Origin of the sequence: Cyanobium gracile UHCC 0139 (assembly GCF_034931325.1) — a bacterium.
In the GTDB taxonomy this organism is placed as follows: domain Bacteria; phylum Cyanobacteriota; class Cyanobacteriia; order PCC-6307; family Cyanobiaceae; genus Cyanobium; species Cyanobium gracile_B.
Window position 1 is genome coordinate 1 of the sequence record NZ_JAYGHX010000010.1, and the last position, 25,148, is coordinate 25,148.

General features: G+C 70.0%; 27 protein-coding genes and 1 tRNA gene. 14 read left to right on the forward strand and 14 right to left on the reverse strand.

Annotated elements, in window-relative coordinates; translation table 11 throughout:
- Together VB738_RS13750 and VB738_RS13755 are read left to right on the forward strand one after the other, a co-directional pair.
- On the forward strand, nucleotides 1-1,398 hold a 1,398-nt coding region (locus VB738_RS13750), incomplete at its 5' end, for an Ig-like domain-containing protein (protein ID WP_323306279.1).
- A 60-nt stretch (nucleotides 1,399-1,458) separates the two neighbouring features.
- Nucleotides 1,459-1,977 (forward strand): hypothetical protein, encoded by a 519-nt coding sequence (locus VB738_RS13755; protein WP_323306280.1) that lies wholly within the window; start codon nucleotides 1,459-1,461, stop codon nucleotides 1,975-1,977.
- Between the two features lie 6 nt (nucleotides 1,978-1,983).
- On the opposite strand, the gene VB738_RS13760 is transcribed toward VB738_RS13755, so the two are convergent.
- The 3 genes from VB738_RS13760 to VB738_RS13770 all read right to left on the reverse strand — a co-directional run bounded on the left by VB738_RS13760 (nucleotide 1,984) and on the right by VB738_RS13770 (nucleotide 5,725).
- Entirely contained in the window at nucleotides 1,984-2,790 is an 807-nt protein-coding gene (locus VB738_RS13760; RefSeq protein ID WP_323306281.1) for a hypothetical protein, read from the reverse strand.
- A gap of 392 nt (nucleotides 2,791-3,182) precedes the next feature.
- Entirely contained in the window at nucleotides 3,183-3,626 is a 444-nt protein-coding gene (locus VB738_RS13765; protein ID WP_323306282.1) for a cupredoxin domain-containing protein, read from the reverse strand.
- The gene (locus tag VB738_RS13770) at nucleotides 3,623-5,725 is read right to left on the reverse strand and encodes a copper-translocating P-type ATPase (RefSeq protein WP_323306283.1); all 2,103 of its coding nucleotides are present in this window, start codon (nucleotides 5,723-5,725) and stop codon (nucleotides 3,623-3,625) included. Before VB738_RS13770 ends, VB738_RS13765 begins: the two co-directional genes overlap by 4 nt.
- 86 nt (nucleotides 5,726-5,811) lie before the next feature.
- On the opposite strand from VB738_RS13770, the gene VB738_RS13775 reads away from it, so the two are divergent.
- Entirely contained in the window at nucleotides 5,812-8,013 is a 2,202-nt protein-coding gene (locus VB738_RS13775; RefSeq protein ID WP_323306284.1) for a beta-glucosidase family protein, read from the forward strand.
- Nucleotides 8,014-8,021: 8 nt separating this feature from the next.
- On the opposite strand, the gene VB738_RS13780 is transcribed toward VB738_RS13775, so the two are convergent.
- The 8 genes from VB738_RS13780 to VB738_RS13815 are packed head-to-tail and all read right to left on the reverse strand — an operon-like array spanning nucleotide 8,022 to nucleotide 13,111.
- Complete coding sequence (locus tag VB738_RS13780; RefSeq protein ID WP_323306285.1) at nucleotides 8,022-8,522, reverse strand: hypothetical protein; 501 nt, start codon at nucleotides 8,520-8,522, stop codon at nucleotides 8,022-8,024.
- Entirely contained in the window at nucleotides 8,492-9,574 is a 1,083-nt protein-coding gene (locus VB738_RS13785; RefSeq protein WP_323306286.1) for a glycosyltransferase family 2 protein, read from the reverse strand. The genes VB738_RS13780 and VB738_RS13785 overlap by 31 nt, the downstream gene beginning before the upstream one ends.
- 28 nt (nucleotides 9,575-9,602) lie before the next feature.
- Nucleotides 9,603-10,163 carry an esterase/lipase family protein gene (locus tag VB738_RS13790; protein ID WP_416233183.1) on the reverse strand — a complete coding sequence of 187 codons (561 nt, stop codon included), beginning with the start codon at nucleotides 10,161-10,163 and terminating at the stop codon, nucleotides 9,603-9,605.
- A gap of 51 nt (nucleotides 10,164-10,214) precedes the next feature.
- Nucleotides 10,215-10,931: a peptidase gene (locus VB738_RS13795; protein ID WP_323306288.1), complete on the reverse strand. Its 717-nt coding sequence runs from the start codon at nucleotides 10,929-10,931 to the stop codon at nucleotides 10,215-10,217.
- 8 nt (nucleotides 10,932-10,939) lie between these two features.
- Nucleotides 10,940-11,779 carry a transglutaminase family protein gene (locus VB738_RS13800; RefSeq protein WP_323306289.1) on the reverse strand — a complete coding sequence of 280 codons (840 nt, stop codon included), beginning with the start codon at nucleotides 11,777-11,779 and terminating at the stop codon, nucleotides 10,940-10,942.
- Between the two features lie 3 nt (nucleotides 11,780-11,782).
- On the reverse strand, nucleotides 11,783-12,664 hold the full coding sequence (locus VB738_RS13805) for an N-formylglutamate amidohydrolase (protein WP_323306290.1): 882 nt from the start codon (nucleotides 12,662-12,664) through the stop codon (nucleotides 11,783-11,785).
- Nucleotides 12,661-12,789: a hypothetical protein gene (locus VB738_RS13810; protein ID WP_323306291.1), complete on the reverse strand. Its 129-nt coding sequence runs from the start codon at nucleotides 12,787-12,789 to the stop codon at nucleotides 12,661-12,663. The genes VB738_RS13805 and VB738_RS13810 overlap by 4 nt, the downstream gene beginning before the upstream one ends.
- Nucleotides 12,790-12,832: 43 nt before the next feature.
- Nucleotides 12,833-13,111: a hypothetical protein gene (locus tag VB738_RS13815; RefSeq protein WP_323306292.1), complete on the reverse strand. Its 279-nt coding sequence runs from the start codon at nucleotides 13,109-13,111 to the stop codon at nucleotides 12,833-12,835.
- Nucleotides 13,112-13,522: 411 nt separating this feature from the next.
- Here VB738_RS13815 and VB738_RS13820 point away from each other — a divergent pair, with 411 nt between their 5' ends.
- From VB738_RS13820 to VB738_RS13840, 5 genes are all read left to right on the forward strand, one after another.
- Nucleotides 13,523-13,741, forward strand: coding sequence for a CsbD family protein (locus VB738_RS13820; protein ID WP_323306293.1), 219 nt, complete (start codon nucleotides 13,523-13,525; stop codon nucleotides 13,739-13,741).
- 94 nt (nucleotides 13,742-13,835) lie between these two features.
- Nucleotides 13,836-14,240, forward strand: coding sequence for a heavy metal-responsive transcriptional regulator (locus VB738_RS13825; protein ID WP_323306294.1), 405 nt, complete (start codon nucleotides 13,836-13,838; stop codon nucleotides 14,238-14,240).
- A 321-nt stretch (nucleotides 14,241-14,561) separates the two neighbouring features.
- On the forward strand, nucleotides 14,562-15,095 hold the full coding sequence (locus VB738_RS13830) for a DUF305 domain-containing protein (protein WP_323306295.1): 534 nt from the start codon (nucleotides 14,562-14,564) through the stop codon (nucleotides 15,093-15,095).
- Between the two features lie 55 nt (nucleotides 15,096-15,150).
- Nucleotides 15,151-15,435, forward strand: a complete 285-nt coding sequence (locus VB738_RS13835) for a DUF302 domain-containing protein (protein ID WP_323306296.1) — start codon at nucleotides 15,151-15,153, stop codon at nucleotides 15,433-15,435.
- A gap of 49 nt (nucleotides 15,436-15,484) precedes the next feature.
- The gene (locus VB738_RS13840; RefSeq protein WP_323306297.1) at nucleotides 15,485-16,240 is read left to right on the forward strand and encodes a DUF305 domain-containing protein; all 756 of its coding nucleotides are present in this window, start codon (nucleotides 15,485-15,487) and stop codon (nucleotides 16,238-16,240) included.
- Nucleotides 16,241-16,253: 13 nt separating this feature from the next.
- Here the strand turns inward: VB738_RS13840 and VB738_RS13845 are convergent, their stop codons facing one another.
- Together VB738_RS13845 and VB738_RS13850 are read right to left on the reverse strand one after the other, a co-directional pair.
- Entirely contained in the window at nucleotides 16,254-17,555 is a 1,302-nt protein-coding gene (locus VB738_RS13845) for a di-heme oxidoredictase family protein (protein ID WP_323306298.1), read from the reverse strand.
- A complete protein-coding gene (locus VB738_RS13850) occupies nucleotides 17,555-18,580 on the reverse strand; it encodes an imelysin family protein (RefSeq protein WP_323306299.1) in 1,026 nt (341 codons plus the stop codon). Before VB738_RS13850 ends, VB738_RS13845 begins: the two co-directional genes overlap by 1 nt.
- 325 nt (nucleotides 18,581-18,905) lie before the next feature.
- Between VB738_RS13850 and VB738_RS13855 the strand changes: the two genes are divergently transcribed.
- Both VB738_RS13855 and VB738_RS13860 read left to right on the forward strand, forming a co-directional pair.
- Nucleotides 18,906-20,504 (forward strand): iron uptake porin, encoded by a 1,599-nt coding sequence (locus tag VB738_RS13855; protein ID WP_323306300.1) that lies wholly within the window; start codon nucleotides 18,906-18,908, stop codon nucleotides 20,502-20,504.
- A 51-nt stretch (nucleotides 20,505-20,555) separates the two neighbouring features.
- Entirely contained in the window at nucleotides 20,556-21,245 is a 690-nt protein-coding gene (locus VB738_RS13860; RefSeq protein WP_323306301.1) for a response regulator transcription factor, read from the forward strand.
- A 58-nt stretch (nucleotides 21,246-21,303) separates the two neighbouring features.
- Here the strand turns inward: VB738_RS13860 and VB738_RS13865 are convergent.
- Nucleotides 21,304-21,375 (reverse strand) — tRNA-Lys (locus VB738_RS13865).
- An 85-nt stretch (nucleotides 21,376-21,460) separates the two neighbouring features.
- Here VB738_RS13865 and VB738_RS13870 point away from each other — a divergent pair.
- Genes VB738_RS13870 through crtH form a run of 4 tightly spaced genes read left to right on the forward strand, consistent with a single transcriptional unit; the run spans nucleotide 21,461 to nucleotide 25,145 of the window.
- Complete coding sequence (locus VB738_RS13870; protein ID WP_323306302.1) at nucleotides 21,461-21,976, forward strand: gamma carbonic anhydrase family protein; 516 nt, start codon at nucleotides 21,461-21,463, stop codon at nucleotides 21,974-21,976.
- Between the two features lie 30 nt (nucleotides 21,977-22,006).
- Nucleotides 22,007-22,129, forward strand: coding sequence for a photosystem II protein Y (locus VB738_RS13875; protein ID WP_015108528.1), 123 nt, complete (start codon nucleotides 22,007-22,009; stop codon nucleotides 22,127-22,129).
- The gene (trmFO, locus tag VB738_RS13880) at nucleotides 22,129-23,526 is read left to right on the forward strand and encodes an FADH(2)-oxidizing methylenetetrahydrofolate--tRNA-(uracil(54)-C(5))-methyltransferase TrmFO (protein ID WP_323306303.1); all 1,398 of its coding nucleotides are present in this window, start codon (nucleotides 22,129-22,131) and stop codon (nucleotides 23,524-23,526) included. The genes VB738_RS13875 and trmFO overlap by 1 nt, the downstream gene beginning before the upstream one ends.
- A gap of 41 nt (nucleotides 23,527-23,567) precedes the next feature.
- Nucleotides 23,568-25,145, forward strand: a complete 1,578-nt coding sequence (gene crtH, locus VB738_RS13885) for a carotenoid isomerase (protein ID WP_323306304.1) — start codon at nucleotides 23,568-23,570, stop codon at nucleotides 25,143-25,145.
- Nucleotides 25,146-25,148: the final 3 nt, after the last annotated feature.

Sequence of the window (25,148 nt, forward strand, 5' to 3'; positions counted from 1 at the left end):
GACCCGGTGAACGATCCCCCCGTGGCCAGCGACGACTTCATCGGCAGCCTCAGCCGTCCACCCGGGGGCTCCAGCGTGACGGTCAGGGTCACCGACAACGACAGCGATCTCGACGGACCACTGAACCCGAGCGCACTCACCATCGTCGGAAGCACCGCTCCCGGCCAGCCGTTGGTGGTGCCCGGTCAGGGCACATGGAGCCTCAACCTCTCCACTCAGGAGATCAGCTTCACCCCCAGCACCGGCTTCTTCGGGGATCCCACACCCATCCAGTACACGGTCACGGATCAGCAGGGAGCCATCAGTAACCCGGCCACGGTGAGCATCGATTACGACAACCTGCTGACCAGTCCCGCCCTACCCGCTGCGGAGCCACGGCACGTCGACTTGTACCTGCTGCTCGACAGCTCCACCTCGATGAAGGGCGGCGACCCCAGCGGCGTCTCCAGGATCGAGGCCCAGAACCGGCTGGCCTTCGAAAGCCTCAAATCGGGCCTCGCCGCCGCCGGCTACGGCTATTCCCTCAAGGGCAGCTCCACCTTCCAGCCCTTCCTCGATGACACCAATCTGACGAGCAGCCAGACCCTCGCCAGCGACATCCTCAACTACGAACTGGTGGACGATCCCACCGACGGCAGCAGCAGCAATGCCAAGTCGATCACGATCCACACCATCGATTTCGGCTATCTCGTCACCCACAGCGAAACCACCTTCACCGGCAGCAATCCCAACTTCGGCGAGCTGCTGGCCCGGGATGTGCTCCTCACCCAGACCCCCGACCTCACCTACGGGGCCACCACCAGCCCCGACTGGATCGCCCGCGGTCTGCCGGCACCCAATTCCCTCGATGCCTACACCGCCCCCGGCACCAGCGGCAACCGCTACAGCGGCACCGAGATGCTCGGCGCCCTGGTGGCCCTCGACCGGCTGCTCGTGAAGGAGCTGCCCAACGTGGCCCTCGACACGATCGTTTCGGTGGCGATGATCACGGACGGCCGCCCCGAACGGCGCCCCTGGTGGGACAACCGGCCCGACTTCGGCCAGGGCTGGAGCGGCACCAACGTTCCCCTGCCCACCAGCTCCTGGCTCGACGGTGATCCGATCCTCAGCTCGGGACTGCGCTACACCAGCAGCGGCACCCCGATCCGGGTGCCGACGGCTGGCGGGGTCGACATCTGGGCCCAGGCCCAGACCTCCCTCAACAACACCCTCGACACCGTGGCCGCCAGGGCCGGCGCCAGCAACGTCAACGTGCTGGCGATCGGCATGGGCGACGGGGGAATCTCCAACTGGAACGCCATCTACACCGACCTGTTCACCAACCAGACCTTCGATGCCAGCCGCAGCTGGAACTACCAGTTCTCCACCTCCGGCCAGCTGCCGCAGCTGTCGGGGTGAGCCGCCATTGCGCCCATCCCCCCGATCACGGCAGGCTGGAGGCAATGGATCCCCACGGCCATGACCCGCGAGCACGACCCCTTCCGCATTCCCCGCGCCGGCTGGGAGGTCGCACCTCTGGCGGGTCTGGCCTCGGTGGATCTGAACCACAACGGTGGAGCCGTCACTGGTGGCGAGTTCTTTTCAGAATCGACCGTTGGAGGGGTGGTGCTTTACGCCACCTACCAGGCGCTGCTCACCGCCCTGCGCACCGAGGCCCTGCGCAAACGGGGCGAGATCGACCGGATCACCCAGGTGAGACTGGTGCTGAGCACAAGCCTGGAATCCGCCAAAACCGGTGTGGCCGTGGGTGCCGCGCTGTCCGTGGTGCTGCTGGTCTTCCCCTGGCTGGCCGCACCGATGGCGGTCATGGGGGTGCTGGGCAGTGCCAAGGCCTCCCTGGATCTGTTCCATGCCTTCTGGGATGGGCTCGATGCGGAGCAGAAACTCCAGGTCACCGTGGCCGCCCATGAGGCAGGCGTGAACCTGCGTCGGTTCTTCAGCAACACGTCCGATGGCGCGGGCACCGTGGCGGGCTGAGGGCCGTTACTGGCCGCCGAACAGCTGCTGCAGCAACCCGCCCAGGGCCTGACCCAGGCCTTCAGTGTCGCCTCCCTGGACCACCTGTCCATAGGCGTCCACCGGCTGCAGAGCTTGATTCAACTGCGCGGTGGCGGCCTGGGTGGAGCTTCGGAAGCCCAGGTTGAACACGTTGCTCCAACCCAGCTGGATGTCGGTGCGGTACTGGTCAGCATTCACCTTGGACACGACGGCCGCCGTTGAGCCGTTCGGCAGCTGGATGCTCCACGGGTTGTTGTTGTTGTTGTTGCCCTGGGCCGTGAAGCGGATCGTGCGCAGCGGATTCGAGACCGGCAACCTGTCAAAGGTGAAGGCCAGGGTCTTGGAGCCGTTGGCGTTGTTCTGGACGATCTCGTAGCGGCAGGTGCCGTTGTAGATCGAGATGCCCGCATTGGTCCAGGCACAGGTGCCGCTCTGGCGGGTGCGGGTGAACGGGGGGCGGAAACTGTTGTTGGGTTGCTGTCCTGGGTTGAGGCCGCTGCCCGCTCCCCAGGTGGATCCGGAGCCGCCGATCACCGTGCCCTGGCCGCCCTGGTTGACGCCCCCGGCATTGGAGCCGAACAGCCAGGGATTCAGCCGTGGGTCGTAGGAGGTGCGCTGGCTGTTCGTCCAGCAGCCGCGCAGGTTGAAGTTGCAATAGCGGCCATTGGCGAAGGTGACATCGACGATCGGATTGTTGACCAGATTGTTTTCCAGATTGCGGCGCGCACGACGGCCGAACTCCTGTTCGGTTTCCGCCAGGGCGGCACCGTTGGCGTTGAAACAGACGCTCACGGAGCCGTCACAGATCACCCCCTGGACAGGGAATGTCAGGGATCTGCCACCGCCACCCCAGGGGGAATTCTGGGGCTGGGACGGCTGGGTGGGGGACCCCCAGGGATTGCCCTGAGCCAAGGCCCCAGGGGATGTCGCCAGAACGGGCAGGGCGACGAAAAGAACTGTTGAAGACTTGAACGCGCCGGCGAGAGGGCGAGAAAGAGTGTGCTTGGAAAAGGCGCTAAATAGGTTCTTCATCATGTCTTGATCATTGAAGTCGAACATAACAGAGCAGGTCTTTTGTTCCTAAGTAGCCAAATCATCTGCAGCATCAAAGCAGAAGAAATGGCCATCGATTGGATCACCAGCCAAGGTGGCTCTCCCCGGGCCCGGGCAGCCTGGCTGCCCTCTTACTCGGCTTCGATGCTGCCGCGCACCATGTTCATGCCGCAGTGGAACGGGTAAGGCCCCGGCCGGGTGGGCAGCAGTTCGATGCTGGTGGTGGCCCCCAGGGGGAGGTCGAGGGTGCGCTGGAAGTCCGGGAAAATCACCTGGGCCACACAGCCACTCGGGTCGGTGCGGTGAAAGCGGAGGCGCACCGGCCGGCCCGCCTTCACCCTGATCTGGGACGGGGAGTAGCCGCCATCCACGGCGATGGTGATCTCCTGCACCCCCTGCTCCCCTTCGCTGGCCACCACGTCACCACCATGGCGGCCCAGAAACCACCAGAGTTCAGCGGCGATCAGGACCAGCCCCACCGCCGCCACCAGCACCCGCAGGACCAGGGGCTGGGGAATCGTGCGCCACAGAGGCGCTGCGAGCACGAGGGGCGCGGAGAGAACGAGTGGCGTCATGCGGCGGCCCCCACGGAGCGATGGGCGGGCCGGAAGCGGCGCAGCCGCAGGGCATTGCTCACCACCGACACCGAACTGAACGCCATGGCGGCCCCCGCCAGCATCGGGTTCAGCAGCCACCCCGTGAGCGGGAACAGCAGGCCGGCGGCGATCGGGATGCCCGCCACGTTGTAGGCGAAGGCGAAGAAGAGGTTCTGGCGGATGGTGGCCATGGTGCGGCGGCTGAGTTCGATCGCCGCCGGCACGCCCCCCAGGTGGCCCGAGAGCACGGTGATGTCACTGGCGGCGATCGCCACATCGGTGCCCGTGCCCATGGCGATGCCCACCTCGGCCCGGGCCAGGGCCGGAGCGTCGTTGAGGCCATCGCCCACCATCGCCACCGGCCCCTGGCCCTGCTCCTGCAGGCGCTGCACCACCGCCGCCTTGTCGCCCGGGCGCACCTCGGCGATCACCCGCACGATGCCCACATCGGCGGCCACCACTTCGCTGGTGCGGCGGGCGTCACCGCTGAGCAGCACCACCTCCAGACCCAGCCGACGCAGGGCCGCCACGGCGGCATGGGCTTCGGGCTTGATCGGATCGGCGATGCCGAAGCAGGCCTCGATCCGCCCGTCCACCGCCACGGCGGCCACACTGCGGGCAGCCCGCTCCAGCCGCGCCACCACCGGATCGAGCGGGGTGGTGTCCAGGCCCGAGGCTTCCAGCCAGCGGGGGCTGCCCACCCGCACCTCTAGCCCGCCCACGGTCGCCAGGACGCCAAGACCCGCCATGGCCTCGAACGCCTCCACATCCGGTGGCTCTTCGTCGCCGCGACGACTTGTGGCGTAGGCCACAATCGCCTCGGCCAGGGGATGTTCCGAACGGGACTCCACCGCCGCCACCAGGGCCAGGAGCGTCCCGACGGGCATCCGGCCGCCATGGAGCCGCTCGAAATCGGTCACCTCCGGCTGGCCCATGGTCAGGGTGCCGGTCTTGTCGAGCACGATGGTGCGCAGCCCGCCGGCCGTTTCCAGCGCCTCGGCGCTGCGGAAGATCAGGCCGATCTCGGCCCCCTTGCCGGAGGCCACCATGATCGCCGTGGGGGTGGCCAGGCCCAGGGCGCAGGGGCAGGCGATCACCAGCACGCTCACCAGGAACAGGGTCGCCAGGACCACGTTGCCGCTGACCAGGAACCACAGCACGAAGGTGGCGATGGCGATGGCGATGACCACCGGCACGAACCAGCCCACCACCTGATCCGCCAGGCGCTGCACCTGGGTGTGGGAGCTCTGGGCCTGGCGCACCAGCTCGACGATGCGGGCCAGCATGGTGTCGGCACCCACCCGGGTGACACGGAAGCTGAAGCTGCCGCTGCGGTTCATCGAGGCGCCGATCACCCCGTCCCCGGGGCCCTTGGCCACCGGCGTCGGCTCGCCGGTGAGCATCGATTCCTCCACCCAGGAGCTGCCCTCCACGACCACGCCATCGAGGGGCAGCTTCTCCCCGGGACGCACCTGCACCAGGTCGCCCACCACCACCTTCGCCACGGGGATGTCCGTGGCGACCCCCTCCCGCAGCACCCGGGCCGTGGGGGGCTGGAGCTGCAGCAGCCGCCGGATCGCCTCGGAGGTCTGGCCGCGGGCCCGGGCTTCCAGCAGCCGGCCAAGGAGCACCAGCGTGAGGATCACCGCAGCCGTTTCGTAGTACACATCGGCCGGAAGGCCCTCGGCGATGAGCACCCCCGGGAAGGCGGTGGCCAGCAGCGAGGCCAGCCAGGCGATGCCGGTGCCGGCGGCCACCAGGGTGTTCATGTCGGCGCTGTGGCGGCGCAGCGACGACCAGGCACCGCTGAAGAACTCCCGCCCACACCAGAACAGCACCGGGGTACTCAGCAGCAGCTGGGTCCAGGGGCTGGTGAACCAGGCCGGCAGCCAGCCGATGTGGACGCCAAGCATGTGGGGCAGGGTGGCCACCATCACCAGCAGGGTGAGCACGGCCGCCACCGACACCCGGCAGCGCAGCACGGTCAGCTCCCGCGCCAGCTCCCTCTCCATGCCCGTCGGAGGGATGGCCGGCGGTTCGGCGGCGCAGCAGGGGGAGCCCAGGGTGGAGATGCTCATCGCTGGCGGACCGGGCGTGGAGCTTGGTCTTCACCGTATGGGCTCCCCTGGGCTGGAGAGTCAAGCCCCGGCCTTAGGTTGGATCCGTGCCCACCTGCCACGACTGGAGTCGCCTGGAGACGCAGGCCCGGACCCAGCTGCAGCGGCTCAGCCTGGGGGAAAAGCTCGCCATGCTCGACGGCGACACTCCGTTCTGGGGGGGACTGGCGGCCATCGCCCTCCACGACGCCTCCCACCGCCGCCCCTGGCCGGCCGGGGTGGTGGAGCGACTGGGCATCGGCGGGCTGCACTTCGTCGATGGCCCCCGCGGGGTGGTGCTGGAGGGCGGTGCCACCACCTTCCCCGCCCCCATCGGCCGCGGAGCCAGCTGGGACATGGCGCTGGAGGAGCGGATCGGCGAGGCCATGGGGGCGGAGGCGCGCAGCTTCGGGGCCAACCTGTTCGGCGGGATCTGCGTGAATCTGCTGCGCCATCCGGGCTGGGGCCGGGCCCAGGAGACCTACGGCGAGGACCCGGTGCACGTGGGCGCCATGGGGGCCGCGGCAACCCGGGGCGTGCAGCGCCATGCCATCGCCTGCCTCAAGCATTTCGCCCTCAACTCGATCGACAGCGCCCGGTTCCGCGTCGATGTGACGGCCAGTGAGCGGGTGCTGCAGGAGCTCTACCTGCCCCAGTTCCGCGACGGTGTGGAGGCCGGCGCCCTGGCGGTGATGAGCGCCTACAACAGCGTCAACGGGGCCTGGTGCGGCCAGCATCCCCACCTGCTGCGGGAGATCCTCAAGGACCGCTGGGGTTTCCGCGGCTTCGTGCTGACCGACTTCATCTTCGGCCTCCGCGACGGCGTGGCGGCCATCCAGGCCGGCCAGGACCTGGAGCTGCCCTTCCGGATGATCTTCGCGGCCACCCTGCCAGAGGCGGTGGCGGCGGGCCGGGTGCCGGAGGCCCTGGTCGATGCGGCGGTGCTGCGGATGCTGGTGGCCCAGGCCACGGTGCCCACCGGCGCCTATCCGGCGGCCCTGCGGGGCTGCCGCGCCCACCGGCAGCTGGCGCGGGACGCCGCCGCCGGCTCGATCGTGCTGCTCAGGAACGACGGCGGCGTGCTGCCCCTGAGCGGCATCGCCTCGCTGGCGGTGATCGGCCCGCTGGCGGACGCCGCCAATCTGGGGGACCGGGGGTCCTCCGACACCCGGCCGGCACCGGGATCGGTGGTGACACCCCTGGCCGGGCTGCGGGCGGCGGCGCCGGAGCTGCGCCTGCCCCACGACGACGGCAGCGATCCGGCCTTGGCCGCGGCCCTGGCGGCCCGCAGTGAGGCGGCCCTGGTGGTGGTGGGCCTGGACTGGCGCCACGAGGGGGAACACATCCACCCAGGCGATCTGGCCCCGATCCTGCGCCAGGCGCCGCCCCCGGCCTGGCTGCTGCGGCTGTGCGGCCGCCGCCGGCTGCTGCCGATCTGGACGGTGGTGGCGGCGATGCTCGCCAGCGCGACACGTTTCGGTTCGGCCCGGGCCGGCGGTTCCTTCGCCTCCGGCGATCGCACGGTGCTGCAGCTGCCGCCAGCGCAGGAGGCCCTGATCCTGGCGGTCGCCGCCGCCAACCCGCGCACGGTGGTGGTGCTCATGGGCGGTGGGGCGATCCTTTGCGAAGCCTGGCGGCAGCGGGTGCCGGGCCTGCTGCTGCTCTGGTACCCCGGCGAGCTGGGGGGCGCGGCCCTCGCCGACGTGCTACTGGGACGGATCTCCCCGTCGGGCCGGATGCCCTTTTCGGTGCCCACCGAGGCCAGCCACCTGCCGCCGTTCGATCCCCGGGCCCGGCAGATCACCTACGACCTCTGGCACGGCTACCGGCGGCTGGCCCGCAGTGGGCGTCCGGCGGCCTTTCCCTTCGGCTTCGGTCTCTCCTACAGCCGCTTCCGCCACACCGACCCGGCGGTGGCGTGGCTCCCCACCGCGGCGGGGGCCGAGGTAGCGGTGGAGCTGGCCGTCACGGTGACGAACACCGGCACGGTGGAGGCCGCCGAGGTGGTGCAGGTCTACCTCGAGCCGCCCGGGGAGGCGACGGAGCGGCCGCAGCGCACGTTGGTGGGCTTCGCTCGGGTGAGCCTGGGGCCAGGCCGGAGCCAGCGGCTGCTGATCCGGATTCCACTGCGCCGGCTCGCCTGGTTTGACGAGAACCACGACGGGTTCGTCCTGGAGGGCGGCCGCCACCGGCTGCTGGTGGCCCGCCATGCCGAGGACGTCGGCATCGGCGTGGACCTCGACCTGGAGAGCGGGGCGGTGGGGCCCTGAGGGAGGCCTCAGCCCTCGCCGGGGCGGCGGACCCGGCCCTGCAGGGCGCGCTCCACCCGCAGGTGGTTGTAGCGCTGCAGCCAGAGGCAGGGCAGGTTGGACAGGGTCGCGAAGACCAGGTTGATCAGCACCCCGGCCGGCGGCAGCCACAGGGCCGTGACGATCCAGAAGGGCCAGAGCGCCAGATGCACCAGCTCGGCCCGGCGGGTCTCCGCCAGCAGGCGCTGCAAGGTGGCGCGGTCCCGTCCCACCAGGCTGTTCTTGGCCACCCCCCCGGGGAAGGCCGTGCCGGCATCGGGCAGCAGGGATTTCCAGCGGCGGATGGCGAGCCGCTTCTCGAAGCCGCTGCGGCTCTCCGGCCAGGGGCGCCGTCCCGTGAGCCAGGTGTCATGGTCCAGGGCCCGCGGGGGCAGCCGGTGGGCCAGCCAGCCGACCAGCACCGACCACAGCAGCCAGCCCAGGGCGCAGGCCAGGACCGCTAGCGCGTCGGAAACCGCCTGCCCTTCCATTCGATCGTGCCCCGCTCGAGATTCAGGATCGCCAGAACGAACACCCCCAGGAAGAAGAGCACGGGAATCGGAAAGATCAGGCAGATCCAGCCGAAGTCACCGATCCGGCGGGTGACCACCAGCAGCTGCAGTGCAAAGGCGACGTACAGCAGCAGGTTGGGCAGCACAGCGGTATCCCCCACCATCGGCCAGCCCAGCAGGGAGGCGGGCAGGCACCAGGCCGACCAGAACAGACCGGAGATCCAGAGGATCACACCGAGCATCCAGAGCCAGCGCACCTCCCCGGCGGCGGTGGCGAAGTTCTTGGCGAAGCCCACCACCATGTCCTGGAACCCCCCGGGGTACATGCGGTAGTCGAGCAGCCCCTGGCCGATGTAGGCGCTCACCGGCAACCCCGCCTGCTCGTAGAGGTGGCCCAGGAACCAGTCCTCCACCACCTTGCCGGCGACCGCCGCATGGCCGCCGATGCGGTCGTAGTCGCTGCGGCTGGTGGCCATGGCCGGCCCGAAGGCCACCCCGCAGCCCCGGCCCATCGGCACCGCCATCAGCCCCACGAGGTTGAACAGCACCGAGAGCAGCTCGTAGGGCTTCTCCGTGCGGTGGAAAGGTTGCACCGAAACGAGCCCGCCCAGCTCCTGCTGGCTCGCCACGAGGCGCTGCAGGAACTCCGGATGGGGTTCGGTGTCGGCGTCGAGGAACAGCAGGGTGTCCCCCCGGCTGGCGCGGACACCGTGGTGGAGGGCCCAGGTCTTGCCGCACCAGCCCTCGGCCAGCGGCGGCGGACGCATCACCGTGACGCCGGCGGCGGCGGCGATGGCGCCGGTGCGGTCATCGGAGTGGTCGTCGATCACGATCACCTCCTGCGCACTGAGGCTCTGGAGCCGCAGGGCGGCGAGCAGTTTCGGCAGGGTGTGTTCCTCGTTGCGGGCCGGGATCAGCACCGACACCGTCGGCTGGCCCTGGACCCTGGAGGCGGGAAGCCGTGGCATGCGCAGGCACAGGGCCCAGCCGAGCAGCCAGCGCACCAGCAGCGAGATGGCCAACAGATCCACGGTCGGCACCCCTGCTTGTCCCTTCAACCTAGGGACGTAGCAGCTCGTGAAGAAGCGGTTCCAGGGCGGCCGGGTGGGTCATCAGCTGGTGGTGATACCGCACCGGCAGGCAGCGGCCCGGGCCGAGCGGCAGCACGGCGCGCCAGGCCGGCATCACCATCAGGTCCGGATGGCAGTAGAAGCTGCAGCACTCCACGGGCTCCAGGGTGGCCAGCTGGCTGTTGAGCCGCACCAGCAGCGGACTGCCCGTCTTCAGGTCGGCGATGCCGGCCAGCGGCCAGCTGGGCCAGGGACCGGCGGTGAGGGTGCCCTGCTGGGGGCTGCCGACGCTGATCAGCCGCCGCGTGCGCCGGTGGCCGCCCCGCAGCTGGATCCAGGTCCGGGCGATCACCCCGCCCATCGAGAAGCCCAGCAGATCGATGGGCTGCACCGCACCGAAGGCCGCCTCGATGTGGAGGCCGAGCAGGTCGGCCTGCTCCTCGATCGGCGTCAGCCCGAAGCGATGGGGCAGGTGGGGGATCAGCAGGGGCCCACGGCGCCCCGCCAGCTGGTGCTGCAGGCGGTCGAACAGCCGGGGGGTGTCCCACATCCCATGGATCAGCACCAGCGGTGGGGAGTCACCCGCGGGGCCGGGGGCCACCTACCAGACCAGTTCCGGCAGTTCCCGGAACACCTTCCGCACCCCGACGCTCCACTCGGCGCTGAGGTCCTTGAAGTAACTGTCCCCCTCGCTGAAGCGGCGACGGTGGAGGATCTCGAAGCTGTCCCGCTGGTAGACGAGCAGGTCGATGGGCATGCCCACCGACAGGTTGCTGCGCATGGTCGAGTCGAAGGACACCAGCACGCACTTGGAGGCCTCCGCCAACGTCGTGTCGGTATGGATGACACGGTCGATGATCGGCTTGCCGTACTTCGCTTCGCCCGTCTGCAGAAAAGGCGTGTCTTCGCCAGCCTCGATGAAGTTGCCCTCCGCGTACATGCGGAACAGCCGCGGAGCCTCGCCCCTGATCTGGCCACCCACCAGGAAGGAGGCATTGAAGCTGGAGCCCGAGGCCTTCAGATAGGGGCCGTCGCGCTGCTCGATCGCCCGCACCGCATCCGACACCAGGACCATGACATCGAACATGGTCCGGGCCGTCCACACCGTGGGCTCCCCGTCGCCGGCCTCGGCCCGCTGGCGCAGCAGGCCGATCACCGCCTGGGTCCCGGCCAGGCTGCCGGAACTGAGCAGGACGAGCACCCGGTCGCCCTTGCGCTCGAACACGGTCATCTTGCAGAAACTGGCGAAATCATCCAGTCCCGCATTGGTGCGCGAATCGGAAGCGAACACCATGCCGCTCTCCAGGAGCACTGCCACGCAATAGGTCATGCCGTCCACACCTGGAACGACACGAGCTCCGAAGGGCCGAAGCTGGTGGTGAGGGCCACGTCAGCCGCATCCCGGCCCCGGGCCATCAGGATCCGGCCGATCCGGGGGGTGTTGTTGCGCGGATCGAACACGTGCCAGCCGTCGCCGAGGTAGGCCTCGAACCAGGCATGGAAGTCCATGGCCGTGTGGGGCGGCGGCACCTCGATATCACTCAGATAACCGGTGCAGTATCGCGCCGGGATGTTCATGCAGCGGCACAGGGCGATCGCCAGGTGGGCGAAGTCCCGGCACACCCCCTCCCGGCTCTCATAGGTCTGAAGCGCCGACTTCGTCGGGCTGGAGCGGCCGTAGTCGAAGCGCACGTGCTGGTGGACGAAATCGCAGATCGCCTGCACCCGTCCCCAGCCGCCCGGGACCGCCTCGAACCGTGACCAGGCGAGGGGCGAGAGGAGATCGGACTCGCAGAAACGACTGGCCAGCAGAAACAGCAGGGTCTCCTCCGGCAGCTCCTCCACCGGCTGCTGCGGCAGAGCGGGCAGCACCGGATCGGGCCGGCCGGAATCGGCCACCACCCCATGGCCGTGCAGCCGCAGCTCGCCGGCCGGCGCCACCAGTCGCTGGCAGTGGTTGCCGAAGGAGTCCACATACGGGCGTAGCGGCACCGGAGGGTCCACCTGCAACAGGTCGGGCTCCAGGAGATCCTCGGCCCGGCTCGCGTGCACCCCCAGGGTCACGATCAGGGGCGTTGGGGCGCCGAAGCGCATCACCACATCGAAACCCACCTCGATCTCGATCGGCTGGATCGGCGGCGCCGGGTCGGTGGCTGGTTTGTCCATGGCTCACCCTATGGAGGCCGTGCCGTCCGGAAGCGGCGGGAATCCCTCCGCCAGGGCGGCCTCCAGCACCCCGGCCAGTCGCTGCGCCCACGCCTCCTGGCCGGCCTTGGTGGCGAGCAGGTCCTGGCGCACCTCCAGCTCCACATGGGGAATCCGGCGTCCCTCCCCGTGCACCACCAGGGTGTGATCGCTGGCGTCGCTGACGGCATAGGGCTGGTTGTCGCCCACCCGCAGGTCCCGCTCGCGCTGAAGCCCCCGGCGCACCCGGCTGGCCAGGCGGGCGTCACGGCCATGCAGCACCCCCACATGCCAGGGGCGCACCTCCGCGCCCAGCACCGGCGTGAAGCTGTGCAGGGTGACCAGGACGCTGGGCCGGGCCTGGCCCTGCCGCGCCTCCAGCTCGGCGGCGATGCGGCGGTGGTAGGGGTGGAAGAGCTCCTCGAGCCGTCGCTGACGCCCGGCCGTGCCGATGGCCAGGTTGGCGGCGATGGCGCTCTGCTCGCAGTGGCCAACGATCGAATCCGGCGCCCGGGGCGGCCGGTTGGCATCGATCACCAGCCGGGAATAGCTGTGCAGGATCAGAAAGGCGTCGAGCCGCGCCGCCAGCAACCGTCCCAGGCCGTCCACGCCCAGATCCCAGGCGGCGTGGCTGGCGAGCTGGCGATCGTTCAGGCCCAGGTCGCCCAGGCGCCGGGGAATGGCGCGGCCGGCGTGGTCGGCCGTGAGCAGCACCGGCGAGCGCCCGGCGGGGTTGACGATCCGGAAGACAGCAGGATCTGCGGGCCCCAGCAGGGGTTCGTGCTGCAACGTGACGACCTCGGGCCAGGGATCCTTGCCGCCACCAGCCTGGCGGGCGCGGCACGGGAGCGGGGAGCCCGCGGTCACTGGGAATAGATCAGGGCGCTGTAGGGGCCGATGCTGCAGGTGGCATGGCAGGGGAGTCCGTCCCAGTCGCCGGGGACAGATTCCAGGTCAGCGCTGAAGCGCGCGGACGAGGCCGCGGTCTTCATCCATCGCCGTCATGGGAAGAACGGGCTCGGCTGGCTGAGCGCATCAGCATGGGGCGCGCTGGTGAACGCCCCAATCGGTGGACAGCTGGTAGCTGTAGGGGTCGCCGATCCTGGCGCGCTCAACGAAGGCAGACCAGTAGCCTCGCGGCTCTGATTGCATCGGATGGGCGCTGGCGTTCCAGTCGTTGAAAGTGCCGACGACGGAGACCTGAATGGCGTGGGGTGCCCAGACCCGGAAGGCCACGCCTTCCAGACAGGAACAGGCCTGCTTGCGTTGTTGCACCAACGGTTGCACCAGGGGTTGCAGCAACGGTTGTGCCATGGTTCAGACCCCGCTGAGATCACTCTTTCACAGGACGAGCGCCTCTGTGGTGCACCATCAGGCCGCTGATCTGCAGCACCGAACAAGGCGGAATGGAAGTGGGATGGCAGGAGGAATCGCCAGACGAATCGGCTGATGCAGTGAAGCCGTGGCGATGCAGATCACTGCTGCAGACTGCATCAGGCGCCCTATCGATCGTGACCGGCCGGCCATGCCTGCCAGCACTCATCGGCGGGATCCATGCGGCGCTTAAGTGGGCCATGGTGGGCCCCATTCGACACGCGGATCCCGCAGGAATCACTAGGTTGGAGAGGCAGCTTCCAGAGGTGCGAGGAGGGCAGACATCGACACCATCCCTCGGGATTGCCCCTGACGATCTGCACAGCATCGAGACCCATCGCCAACGGAACCATGACCAACAAGAACGCCGCCGCCGCCAAGGATGCCGAAGGCAGATTGGAATCAGCCCTGGGTGATCTGACCGGCGACACCGGCCACCAGATCAAGGGCAAGGCCAAGCAGGTTCAGGCCTCGGCCATGACTGTCGCTGAAGATCTCAAGGAGGGCGCCAAAGCCGTGGCCAGGAAAGTCAGTGATGCCGCCGCCAAACTGGCCGACGACAAGGGCTGAGCGGTCCCGGGCGGTGACCAGGGCCCCGGGAGCGGCGCCGAGCGTCCCGGGGGCGACCCGCCTAGACTCTCCCGCGCGATGGAGAGTCGGAGCCATGCAGAGCATCGGCATGAAGATCGGCGTGCTGTCCCGCCGCAGCGGCATGACCGTCAAGACCCTTCGGTACTACGAGGAGCTGGGACTGCTGCCGGCGATCGGCCGCAGTGAGGGCGGCTACCGCTTGTTCGCCGAGGAGAGCCTGCAGCGGCTGGAGTTCATCCGCCGCCTCAAGACCCTGGGGCTCAGCCTCGAGGAGATCCAGGGCTGTCTGGCGGTTCACGACGCCGGTGACCTGCCCTGCGGCGACATCCAGAGGCAGCTGGAACGCCAGATCGGCCGGATCGACGGCCAGATCCAGGAGCTGCACCAGCTCAGGAAGGAACTGCAGGGATTGTTGGCCGGCTGGCAGAGCCATCCGGCCAAGGACAGCGAGGTGATCTGTCCCAATCTTCGGGTGTGAAGGAACGGTCCGGCGTCGGGCCCGGGGCGATCGGAGCCGCCCCCCAGGTGAAGCAATGTCCCGGAACCGCCTCCGGCTCCCGGCGCCATCTCCAGGCTGGTGATGGAGAGAAGTCATGGAGGAGCGCAGATGGGAAACTCCAGAACCTTCGCAGGCCCGATCCATTCCGTTGCGCGCAGAGGAGCCGTCGTTGCCGGGCTTGGGGCACTGGTCCTGTCGCTGGGGACGCCAGCCTGTTCCGGTCCGCCCGCCTCTCCGACCCCGACGGGCAGTGGAGCGGGCCTGGGGATGCCTGGCGCCTGGCGGGGGACGACTCAGGCGATGGATCAGCACTTCATCGTGATGATGATTCCGCACCATGACGGGGCGATCGCCATGGCGGATCTGGCCCTCACCCGGTCCAGGCGGCCTGAGATCAAGGCCCTGGCCCGCAGCATCCGGGACAGCCAGACGCGGGAGAATGCCCAGATGCGCGCCTGGTACCGGGAGTGGTTCGGCGGCGATGTGCCCGCCTGGGGCGGCAGCTATGGCCGCGGAGCCTATTCCGGCTGGGGCGGCTGGATGGGCCACGGCGGAGGCATGGGCCGCGGGGCAGGAATGGGCCGCGGTGGAGGCATGGGGATGATGGGAATGGCGACGGATGTCGAATGGCTCAGGAACGCCCCAGATTTCGATCGCGCCTTCATCGAGCAGATGATTCCCCACCACCGCATGGGCGTGATGATGGCCTCGATGGCCCAGACCAACAGCCAGCATCCGCAGCTCAGGGCGCTGCAACAGGCCATGGTCAAGGTCCAGAGCCAGGAGATCGAGCAGATGGCGCAGTGGTACCGCCGCTGGTACGAAACGCCCTGAACCCCATCCCACTCGGCCCTGGCCGGCCTGCCCCCGACCCCGCGAGGCCCCATCGATGGATCCTTTCTTGATCCGCGACTCCGCGAAATCCTTCGAGGAGGCCTGCGCGTCCCTGCAGCAGGCGGCTCCGGACCACGGCTCCGGCGTGCTCGCCGTGCCTGACCTGGGCCAGACGCTGCCCAGCAAGGGCCTGGCCTTCCAGGAGCAGTGCCGCATCTTCGAGGTGTGCAATCCCTCCCTGGCGGTAGTGGCCGGGGAGGTGGAACCCTCCACCCAGGCGATCATTGCGGCCGCGGCGGCCGGCGCCGGCCCGGAGGACGGGAGCGAGTCGGTTCCTTGACTCTCCTGCCGGGGGGAGACCATACGGTTGGGATCCCTCCGGTGTCCCCATGCCCCACCGCCGCCGTTCCGTCGCCGCTCTCGGGATCCTCGGCGCCCTGGCGCTGACCCAGCCCGTTCTGGCGCAGGAGCGGGGCGGCAGCAGCCCGGGCGCCATGGACCACGACCACCACCACCACAACCATCAGGCCGCGCCGGCCGAGGCCGCACCAAGCGGCGCCCCTGCCGCCCCTGCGGCCCACGCCGGTCACGCCCACGACGTGGGCCCCGCCGGTGCCACCTACGACCTGCGCTTCATCGATGGGATGGTGCAGCACCACACTGGCGCCCTGCGGATGAGTGAGTTCGTCTTCGGCATCGGGTCCCCCGGGGTGGGTGCGCTGGCCACCACGATCTGGCGCGACCAGGCCAACGAGATCCGGGCCATGGGACTGTGGCGCAAGGCCTGGTATCCCCAGGCCCCCGTGTATCCGGTGGCGCTGGCCAGCGGCGGCAACCCCGACAGCCTCAGCGGCCTCACCCGCATGAGCCAGGCCCAGATCGATGGGATGCGGATGATGGGGGACGCTCCCACCCCGGACAACCGCGTCGTCTGGTTTCTGGAGGGGATGCTCCATCACCACGGCGGGGCGCTGATCATGGCCCACGACGCCCTGGCCAAGAGCACCAACCCCACCATCCGGCGCTTCGCGCGGAATGTGATCGTGGCCCAGCGGGCCGAGATCATCCAGCTGCGGCGCATGCTGGCCAGCGAAGGACTGCACAAGCCGGAGTACGGACGCTACGACGTCCTTTTCGCGCTCTGAGGCCGCCGGAAGCTCAGAGCTGCTGCAGCCAGCCCAGCAACCGGCGCCGCTGCTCCGGAGCCAGGGCCGTGAAGCGCTCCCGGGCAGAGGCAGCCTCCCCCCCGTGCCAGAGGATCGCCTCCTCGAGGCTGCGGGCCCGGCCGTCGTGGAGGAACCCCGCCGACCCATTCACCCGCTGGGCCAGGCCCACGCCCCACAGCGGAGCCGTTCGCCATTCCCGCCCAGGCGCCCCCTTCTCGACCACCCCGTCATCCAGGCCGTCGCCCATGTCGTGCAGCAGCAGATCGGTGTAAGGCCAGATCGGCTGGCCGTTGATCACCCCGGCGACCGCCTCCGGGGAGCGGCCTGTGGTCAGCCGAGGCACGTGGCAGCGGGAGCACGCCAGGGTGTCGAACAGCTCCCGGCCCCGCCGCACCACAGGGCTCGATGCGGGGAGGGCGGTGCGGGGCGCACCCAGGGTCTGGCTGTAATAGGTCACGAGGGTCAGCTCCGCCCCATTGATGTCGACCACCCCCGCACCGTCAGGCCGAGCCGCCGTGGTCAGACCCATGTCGTTCAGGAAGGCGTCGGCGGTCTGATCGCGCACCGTTGCGGCCCCCGCTTTCCAGCCGAAGCGCCCCAGCCGCGGCGGCCGCTCCCCCTCTGCGAGCCAGTGGGGCCGTCCCGAGATGCCGTCACCGTCGCGGTCGTCGGGATCGGCGTGCGCCAGGATCGCCGCCTCCGGCACCGCCTCCAGCAGGCCCAGGCCGATCAGGGGCGGCGCCACCCGCAGGGAGCGGGCCACCGATCGCTCGGAGAGGTCGAGGGACGTGCCGCCCTCGAGCTGGACCTCCGGCCGGCGCAGGCCATCCCGCTCCTGCCAGGCCACTGTCACGGCCGCATCCGGCCGGGCGCCGAGCACGGCACGGTCCCGCACCTGGTGGCCGAGGCCCGGCACCGGCTGACCGTCCCGCAGCGCCACCCGCACCAGGGATTCCCCCATCAGGGGCCGGCCCCGGCCGTTGCGCACATGGCAGGCGATGCAGGAGGCGGCATTGAAGCGGGGCCCCAGACCCGCCCCGGGGGCACCCTCCAGGGGCACGTGGGTGCGATCGAACAGGACATCGGCCACCAGGTGGCGCTCCAGTTCGGCGGGGGTGAGGCCGGCGGCGGGTTGTTCGAAGGCAGCCGAGGTGCGGTTGGCCACCGTCATCGCTCCAGCGGCCTGGCGGGGATCGGCGGCCCCCCAGACCTGCCGCAGGCCGAGGCCAAGCACCACAGCCAATGCCAGCCCGGCCAGCAAGGCGCTCCGCAGAACCCGGGAGGGACGGGCCATCAGGACAACAGCGGCACCGAGCGCTCCACCAGCTTCGCCGTGCTGTGCAGCTGGCTGATCAGTGCCTCCATCGCCCGGCGGGCAGCGGGATCGGAGAGGGCGCCATTGAGGGGGTCGGGCAGCCCCTTGGCCATCGCCACCGCCGCAGCGCTCTGGCGGTCGATCTGCCGGGCCAGATCGGGGTCGCGGCTGCCGATCAGGTCCACCAGACCGGTGGCCATCAACACCCGGCGGGCCCCTTCCACATTGGCCACCAGATCCGCCTGGGTGTTGCCGCTGTCGGCACTCTCGAGGGTGCGGGGGTCGCGGGTGTTCAACGGTTGGCCGAGTTTCTCGTCGCCCCCTTCCTGCAGCAGACCGATGACCCCCTGCACCATCTCCTGCACGGCGGTGCCGGCTTCGGCGGGGCGGCTGAACCGGGCGCCGAAACCCTGGGGGCCCGACCAGCTGGCCAGTAATCCGGTTGCCTGGCGGTGCAGATCATCGGCCGCGAGGCGCAGGTAGGTGCGTTCGCTCGCAGTGAGCTGGGCTGCGGTGGGCGGTGTGCCGGTGCGACCGCCGAACAGCACCCACTCGATGCCGTGGAAGCCCTTGGCGGTATCGCTGAGGGCGGCGAAGGTGTCGGGGCCGAAGTGCTCGTTGCCCAGCGCCGTGGCCAGATCCTTGCGGTTCACGGGCCAATCGTCCATGGCCCCGTCGAAGCCGTCCGTCTCGGCAGGGACGAAGGCCCAGCTTTCACTGGTCTCCCAGGTCCGTCGCGCTGTCAGCCAGGCCTGACGGGTGGCCGCGAGCTGCGCATCGGATGGGTTCTCGCTGAGGCGCTGGATCGCCTCCTGCAGGGCCGCCGTCTGCGCCACCAGCTGGGTGTAGTTCGGCAGGACCAGCCTCTCCACGAAGGACTGGGCCACGGCCCGCTCCGTCGGCGCCGCCGTCCCGGGGGACGGGCTGCAGGCGGAGATCGCCAGGCCCAGGCAGAGCGGCAGGCCCAGGGCCAGGGTTCGACGGCGGCGGAAGTTCGGTGCCATCGGGATGACGGGGCAACTCCCATCACTGTCCCCCTGGTGTGTCGGAGAAGCTGACGCCAGGGGACCGGGCCGCGTGCCCGATGGCACTGGCCACCGTTCCTTTGGTGGTGGCCTTCCACGGCAGCTCCGGGACAGGATGGGCCAGCGGCAACGGCGCCCCGGCCGGCGGAACAACCGGTCCCACCAGGGGGCACCATTGCTGATAACAATTATCGTTCTCAGCACCGATCCTCTTCCGGTAGGTCTCCCTCTGGTCTCCGGCCGGTGCTCAAGCGCTGGCCGGTTGGATTCCCCTTCCCTTTCCTCCGTCAACACTTCCACCTCCATGGGCCTTCCCCTGCGTCACCTGATTCCCGTCGCCACCGCCGGCCTGCTGGCCCCCCTGGCCCCGCTCGGCGCCAGCGCCGGCGAGCTCAACCTGGAGGGCGTCAACCGCTACGCCCGGTCCGGGGCGGGACAGAGCCAGGAGCAGGTCACCAGCATCAACCAGTTCTCCGACGTCAAGCCCACCGACTGGGCCTTTCAGGCCCTCTCCAACCTGATCGAGCGCTACGGCTGCGTCGCCGGCTACCCGAACGGCACCTACAAGGGCGGCCAGGCCATGACCCGCTATGAAGCGGCGGCCCTGCTGAACGCCTGCCTCGACCGGATCACCGAGGTGACCGACGAGCTGAAGCGCCTGATGGCCGAGTTCGAGAAGGAGCTCGCCGTGCTGCGCGGCCGGGTGGATGGCCTGGAGGCCAAGGTGGGCGAGCTGGAAGCCACCCAGTTCTCCACCACCACCAAGCTGAGCGGCCAGGCCACCTTCGTGATCGGTGCCAATGCGTTTTCGGGCAGTGACACCGCCAACGTCGATGCCGCCCGGGCCGCCGTGGGGGCCACCACCTTCAGCTACGACATCCAGCTGAGCTTCGACACCAGCTTCACCGGCAAGGACCTGCTGCGCACGATCCTGCGGGCCGGCAACTTCGCCGATTCCGCCTTCGGGGGCGCCGGCCCCACCGGCGGGCTCTCCACCCTGGAGGCGGCCTTCCAGGAGGATTGCGGCACCGGTGTCGACTGCGGCGACGTGGTGGCCATCGACAAGATCTTCTACCAGTTCCCGATCGGCAGCCAGTTCACCGCCACCTTCGGGGGCCGGGTGGGCCAGGAGGACATGCTCGCCCTCTGGCCGAGCGCCTACCCCTCCGACACGATCCTCAACCTGTTCACCCTCAACGGCGCCCCGGCGGCCTACAACAAGAACCTCGGTCCGGGGGCCGGTCTGTGGTGGCAGCAGGGCGGCTTCAGCATCAGCGCCAACTACGTGGCCGCCAACGGCGACGTGGGCGACCCCAACATCGGCGGCATCGGCACCGTGGCCTCGGCCGGCACCGGCACGGTGCAGATCGGCTACGCGAAGGAGCAGTGGGGCCTGGCGGCGATCTACTCCCGCATCCAGTCAGGCGTGGGGGTGCCGGGCACCACCCCCTTCACCGGCCTCACCTACGAAGCCAACCCCAACAGCCGCACCGATGCCTTCGGCGTCAGCGGCTACTGGCAACCGGCCAACTCCGGCTGGATTCCCTCCATCAGCCTGGGCTGGGGCATCAACGGCACCAGCTACGACACCGCCCAGGCGCCGGGCGCCCTGCGCACCAGCCAGTCGTGGATGGTGGGCCTGCAGTGGGACGACGCCTTCGTCAAAGGCAACGCCCTCGGCATGGCGGTGGGCCAACCCATCTTCGCCACGGCCCTGGCCGATGGTCAGACGCCCCAGGACGGCAATTTCGCCTGGGAGTGGTGGTACAAGTGGCAGGTCACAGACAACATCAGCGTGACACCAGCCCTCTTCTATCTGAGCCGGCCCCTGGGGCAGTTCACCACCCCCGACACCAGCTTCCGGCAGCTGGGTGGCCTGGTGAAGACCACGTTCCGCTTCTGATCCCGGCCCACGGGAACGGATGATGAGGGAGACCTGGATGGCCTGGCCACCATGGATCTCACGCCGTTCCTGGGCAGCCTGGAGGGCAACACCTTCGATGCGGTGCTGCTCTCGGTGGCGTCCGGCGGAAAGGTGGCGATCGCCATGAAGGGCCGCTTCCTGCTGCGGGCCCTGTGCGAGAGCATCAGCGACCGCCGCCTGATCGGCTGCGCCATCACCCACGAGCAGGGCTGCCTCGACTATCTGCAACGGGAGCCCTACGACCTGCTGCTCTGCACCGACCACCTGGAGAGCGGCAACGGCTTCGATCTCACCCGCCGGGCCAAAGAGCTCTACCCCGACCTCAAGGTGGTGATGCTGGCCCTCGGGGACGTGATTCCGGCGGAGTACGAGCACGCCCCCTGGCTGGAGGCCGTGGTGGCCGAAGCCGACATCGTCGACGACCAGCGGCCCCTGCAGGCCGCCGTGATCGCCGTGATGGGCCACCACTCCTACCGCAGCCCCTCCCTGCGCTCCGGCAAGCTCCCCTACCTCAGCTGTCCGCGGCTGACGCCGCGGGAGTACGAGGTGCTCGACCTGCTGGCCAGCGGCCTCAGCGACCGGGAGATCGCCAGCAAGCTGGTGGTGAGCGACGCCACGGCCCGCACCTACACCAAGCGCCTGCTCCAGACCCTGGGCGTCAACAACCGCCTGCAGGCGGTGCTCAAGGGGGTGCGTTGCGGGATGGTCCAGCTGGGCTGAAGCCGCACCATCAAGGCCGACGCCTCGGACCTTCAGGGAAGCCGTTCAGGGAAAGGGATGGGTCGCCTGAGATTCGAACTCAGGACCAGTCGGTTAAAAGCCGAATGCTCTACCGCTGAGCTAGCGACCCGTCGCTGGGGAAGCTATCACCCGGCGGTGACCCTCTCCAAGCCCACCGGGCGCCGCACCCTGACCCCCCTTCGAGGCCACGCCCCATGACCAGTCCCGACGCCTGGCCCAGCCGCTGGGATGCTCCCCGCATCGATGCCGCCGCCTGGGTGGCGCCGTCGGCGGTGGTGATCGGCGATGTGGAGCTGGCGGCGGGGGCCAGCCTCTGGCCCACCGTCGTGGCCCGGGGGGATGTCTGCGCCATCCGGGTGGGGGAAGGCAGCAACGTGCAGGACGGCGCCGTGCTGCACGGGGATCCGGGCCAGCCCGTGACCATCGGCGCCGATGTGACCATCGGCCACCGGGCCGTGGTCCATGGCGCCACGCTGGAGGACGGCTGCCTGATCGGCATCGGCGCCATCGTGCTCAACGGCGTCACGGTGGGGGCCGGGGCCCTGGTGGCGGCCGGCGCGGTGGTCACCCGGGATGTGCCCGCCGGCGCCCTGGTGATGGGGGCTCCGGCGGTGGTGAAACGCCAGCTGGATGCCGCCGCGATCGAGGCCCAGCGCCAGCACGCCCGCCGTTATCGCCAGCTGGCGGAGGTTCACGCTGGACTCCGTTAGGATCCCCCCAACGTTTTCCCATCTCCCGCCATGGACCTCCGGCTGCTGCTCGTCGCTGCTCCGATCCTCCTGGCCGTGGGTTGGGCCGCCTTCAACATCGGCCGCGCCGCCGTGGGTCAGCTGCAACTGATGCTCAAGCGCGCCCGCGCCTGATGGTCGTCGTCATCGGTGCCGGCCTGGCCGGCACCGAAGCCGCCTGGCAGATCGCCGAAGCCGGGATTCCGGTGCGGCTGGTGGAGATGCGGCCCGTGCGCCCCTCCCCGGCCCACCACAGCGGCGATTTCGCCGAACTGGTCTGCAGCAACAGCTTCGGCGCCCTCTCCCCCGACCGGGCCGCAGGCCTGCTGCAGGAGGAGCTGCGGCGCCTGGGATCGCTGGTGATCCGCACCGCCGATGTCCATGCGGTGCCCGCCGGCGGCGCCCTGGCCGTCGATCGGGGCCGCTACAGCGCCGCCCTCACGGCCGCCGTCGAGGCCCATCCCCTGGTGACGGTGGAGCGCCGCGAGCAGCTGGCGTTGCCGGACCCTGAAGAGATCGCCGTGCTGGCCACCGGCCCCCTCACCGGCGCCGCCCTTGCCGACGACCTGCTGCACTTCACCGGTCGGGAGTCGTGCCATTTCTTCGATGCCGCCAGCCCGATCGTGGAGGGGGAGGGGATCGACCTGTCGGTGGCCTTCCGGGCCAGCCGCTACGACAAGGGCGATGCCGACTACATCAATTGCCCCATGGACCGGGAGCAGTACCTCGCCTTCCGCACCGCCCTGCTGGAGGCCGAGAAGGCGGAGCTGAAGGATTTCGAGCAGGAGACCGCCACCTTCTTCGAGGGCTGCCTGCCGATCGAGGAGCTGGCCCGCCGCGGCGAAGACACCATGCGCTACGGCCCCCTCAAGCCGATCGGCCTCTGGGATCCGCGCTGGGGCGACCTCCACGACCGCGACGTGCGCCGCGCCAGACGGGCCCACGCTGTGGTGCAGCTCCGCCAGGAGGACCGGGACGGCCGCCTCTGGAACCTCGTCGGCTTCCAGACCAACCTCAAATGGGGCGAGCAGCAGCGGGTGCTGCGCATGATCCCCGGCCTGGAGAACGCCTCCTTCGTGCGCTTCGGGGTGATGCACCGCAACACCTTCCTGGAATCCCCCGAGCTGCTGCAGCCCACCTTGCAGTTCCGCCAGCGGCCCACCCTGCTGGCCGCCGGTCAGATCACCGGCACCGAGGGCTACGCCGCCGCGGTGGCGGGCGGCTGGCTGGCCGGCACCAACGCCGTGCGACTGGTGCGGGGACTGCCGCCCCTGAGCCTGCCGCCCACCACCATGGCCGGCGCCCTGCTGAGCTTCATCTCCGATGAGGAGCGCAGCCACGGCTCCCGCAAGGGGGGCTTCCAGCCCATGCCCCCCAGCTTCGGCCTGATGCCGGAGCTGCCGGAGCGCATCCGCGACAAACGCCGCCGCTATGGCGCCTACCGCGACCGGGCCCTGGCGGATCTGGCCGCCTGGGAGGCGCAGCGGAGGGCGGGGGCCAGCGGCGCCGTGCCGGCGGCCGTCGCGGGCTGATCGCTTCCTAGGGTCGGGCCGCTCCCGTTCGCCTGGTTCCGGTGACCGTCACCGTCCCTTCCTCCGCCGCCGCCCCCCTCACCGCGGCCGATGGCCGCCCCTGGGACGTCGTCGTGATCGGCTCGGGCATCGGCGGGCTGGTCACCGCCAGCCAGCTGGCGGCCAAGGGGGCCTCGGTGCTGGTGCTGGAGCGCTACCTGATCCCCGGCGGCAGCGGCGGCAGCTTCCGGCGCGAGGGCTACACCTTCGACGTGGGGGCCTCGATGATCTTCGGATTCGGCACCCAGGGCCACACCAACCTGCTCACCCGCGCCCTGGCCGACGTGGGCGAGCACTGCGAGACGATCCCCGACCCGGCCCAGCTGGCCTACCACCTGCCCGGCGGCCTGTCGGTGGCGGTCGACCGCGACTACGAACGCTTCATCGCTGATCTCACTGCCCTGTTCCCCCATGAGGCCAAGGGGATCCGCGCCTTCTACGACACCTGTTGGCAGGTGTTCCGCTGCCTCGATGCGATGCCGCTGCTGTCGCTGGAGGACCCCGCCTACCTGGCCAAGGTGTTCTTCCGCGCCCCCCTGGCCTGCCTGGGGCTGGCCCGCTGGCTGCCGGTGAACGTGGGCGCCGTGGCCCGTGCGCACATCAGCGATCCGGCCCTGCTCAAGTTCATCGACATGGAGTGCTTCTGCTGGTCGGTGATGCCCGCCGATCGCACGCCGATGATCAACGCCGGCATGGTGTTCTCCGATCGCCACGCCGGCGGCATCAACTACCCGAAAGGCGGCGTCGGCGTGATCGCCGAGAAGCTGGCGGCAGGCCTGCGCCGCCATGGCGGCGTCATCCACTACCGCTCGCGGGTGGTGAAGGTGCTGCTGGAGGGCGAGGGACCCCAGGCCCGGGCCGTGGGGGTGCGGCTGGCCGGCGGCGAGGAGATCCGCGCCCGCCGGGTGGTGAGCAACGCCACCCGCTGGGACACCTTCGGCACCCTGGTGGATGAGGCCCACACCCCGGCGGCCGAGCACACCTGGCGGCGGCGCTACCGGCCCTCCTCCTCCTTCCTCTCCCTGCACCTGGGGGTGCGGGCGGAGGCGATTCCCCCCGGCAGCCATGTCCACCACCTGCTGCTGGAGCGCTGGGAGGACATGGAGGCCGAGCAGGGGGTGATCTTCGTCTCGATCCCCACCCTGCTGGATCCCTCCCTGGCCCCGGCCGGCCACCACATCGTCCACACCTTCACCCCCTCGGAGATGGCCCCATGGCAGGGGCTGGCCCCGGGGGCCTACCGGGCCGCCAAGGAGGCCGCCGCCACCCGGCTGATCCGGCGCCTGGAGGCGATCCTGCCGGGCCTGGAGGGGGCCATCACCCACCGGGAGATCGGCACCCCGCGCAGCCACCGCCGCTTCCTGGGTCGCCACGGCGGCAGCTACGGGCCGGTGCCGGCCCTGCGGCTGCCCGGCCTGCTGCCGATGCCCTTCAACCGCACCGCCATCCCCGATCTCTACTGCGTGGGGGATTCCTGCTTCCCCGGCCAGGGCCTCAATGCGGTGGCCTTCAGCGGCTTCGCCTGCGCCCACCGCATCGGTGCCGACCTGGGCCTCAATCCCTGGAACCTGCCGGCGTGAAGC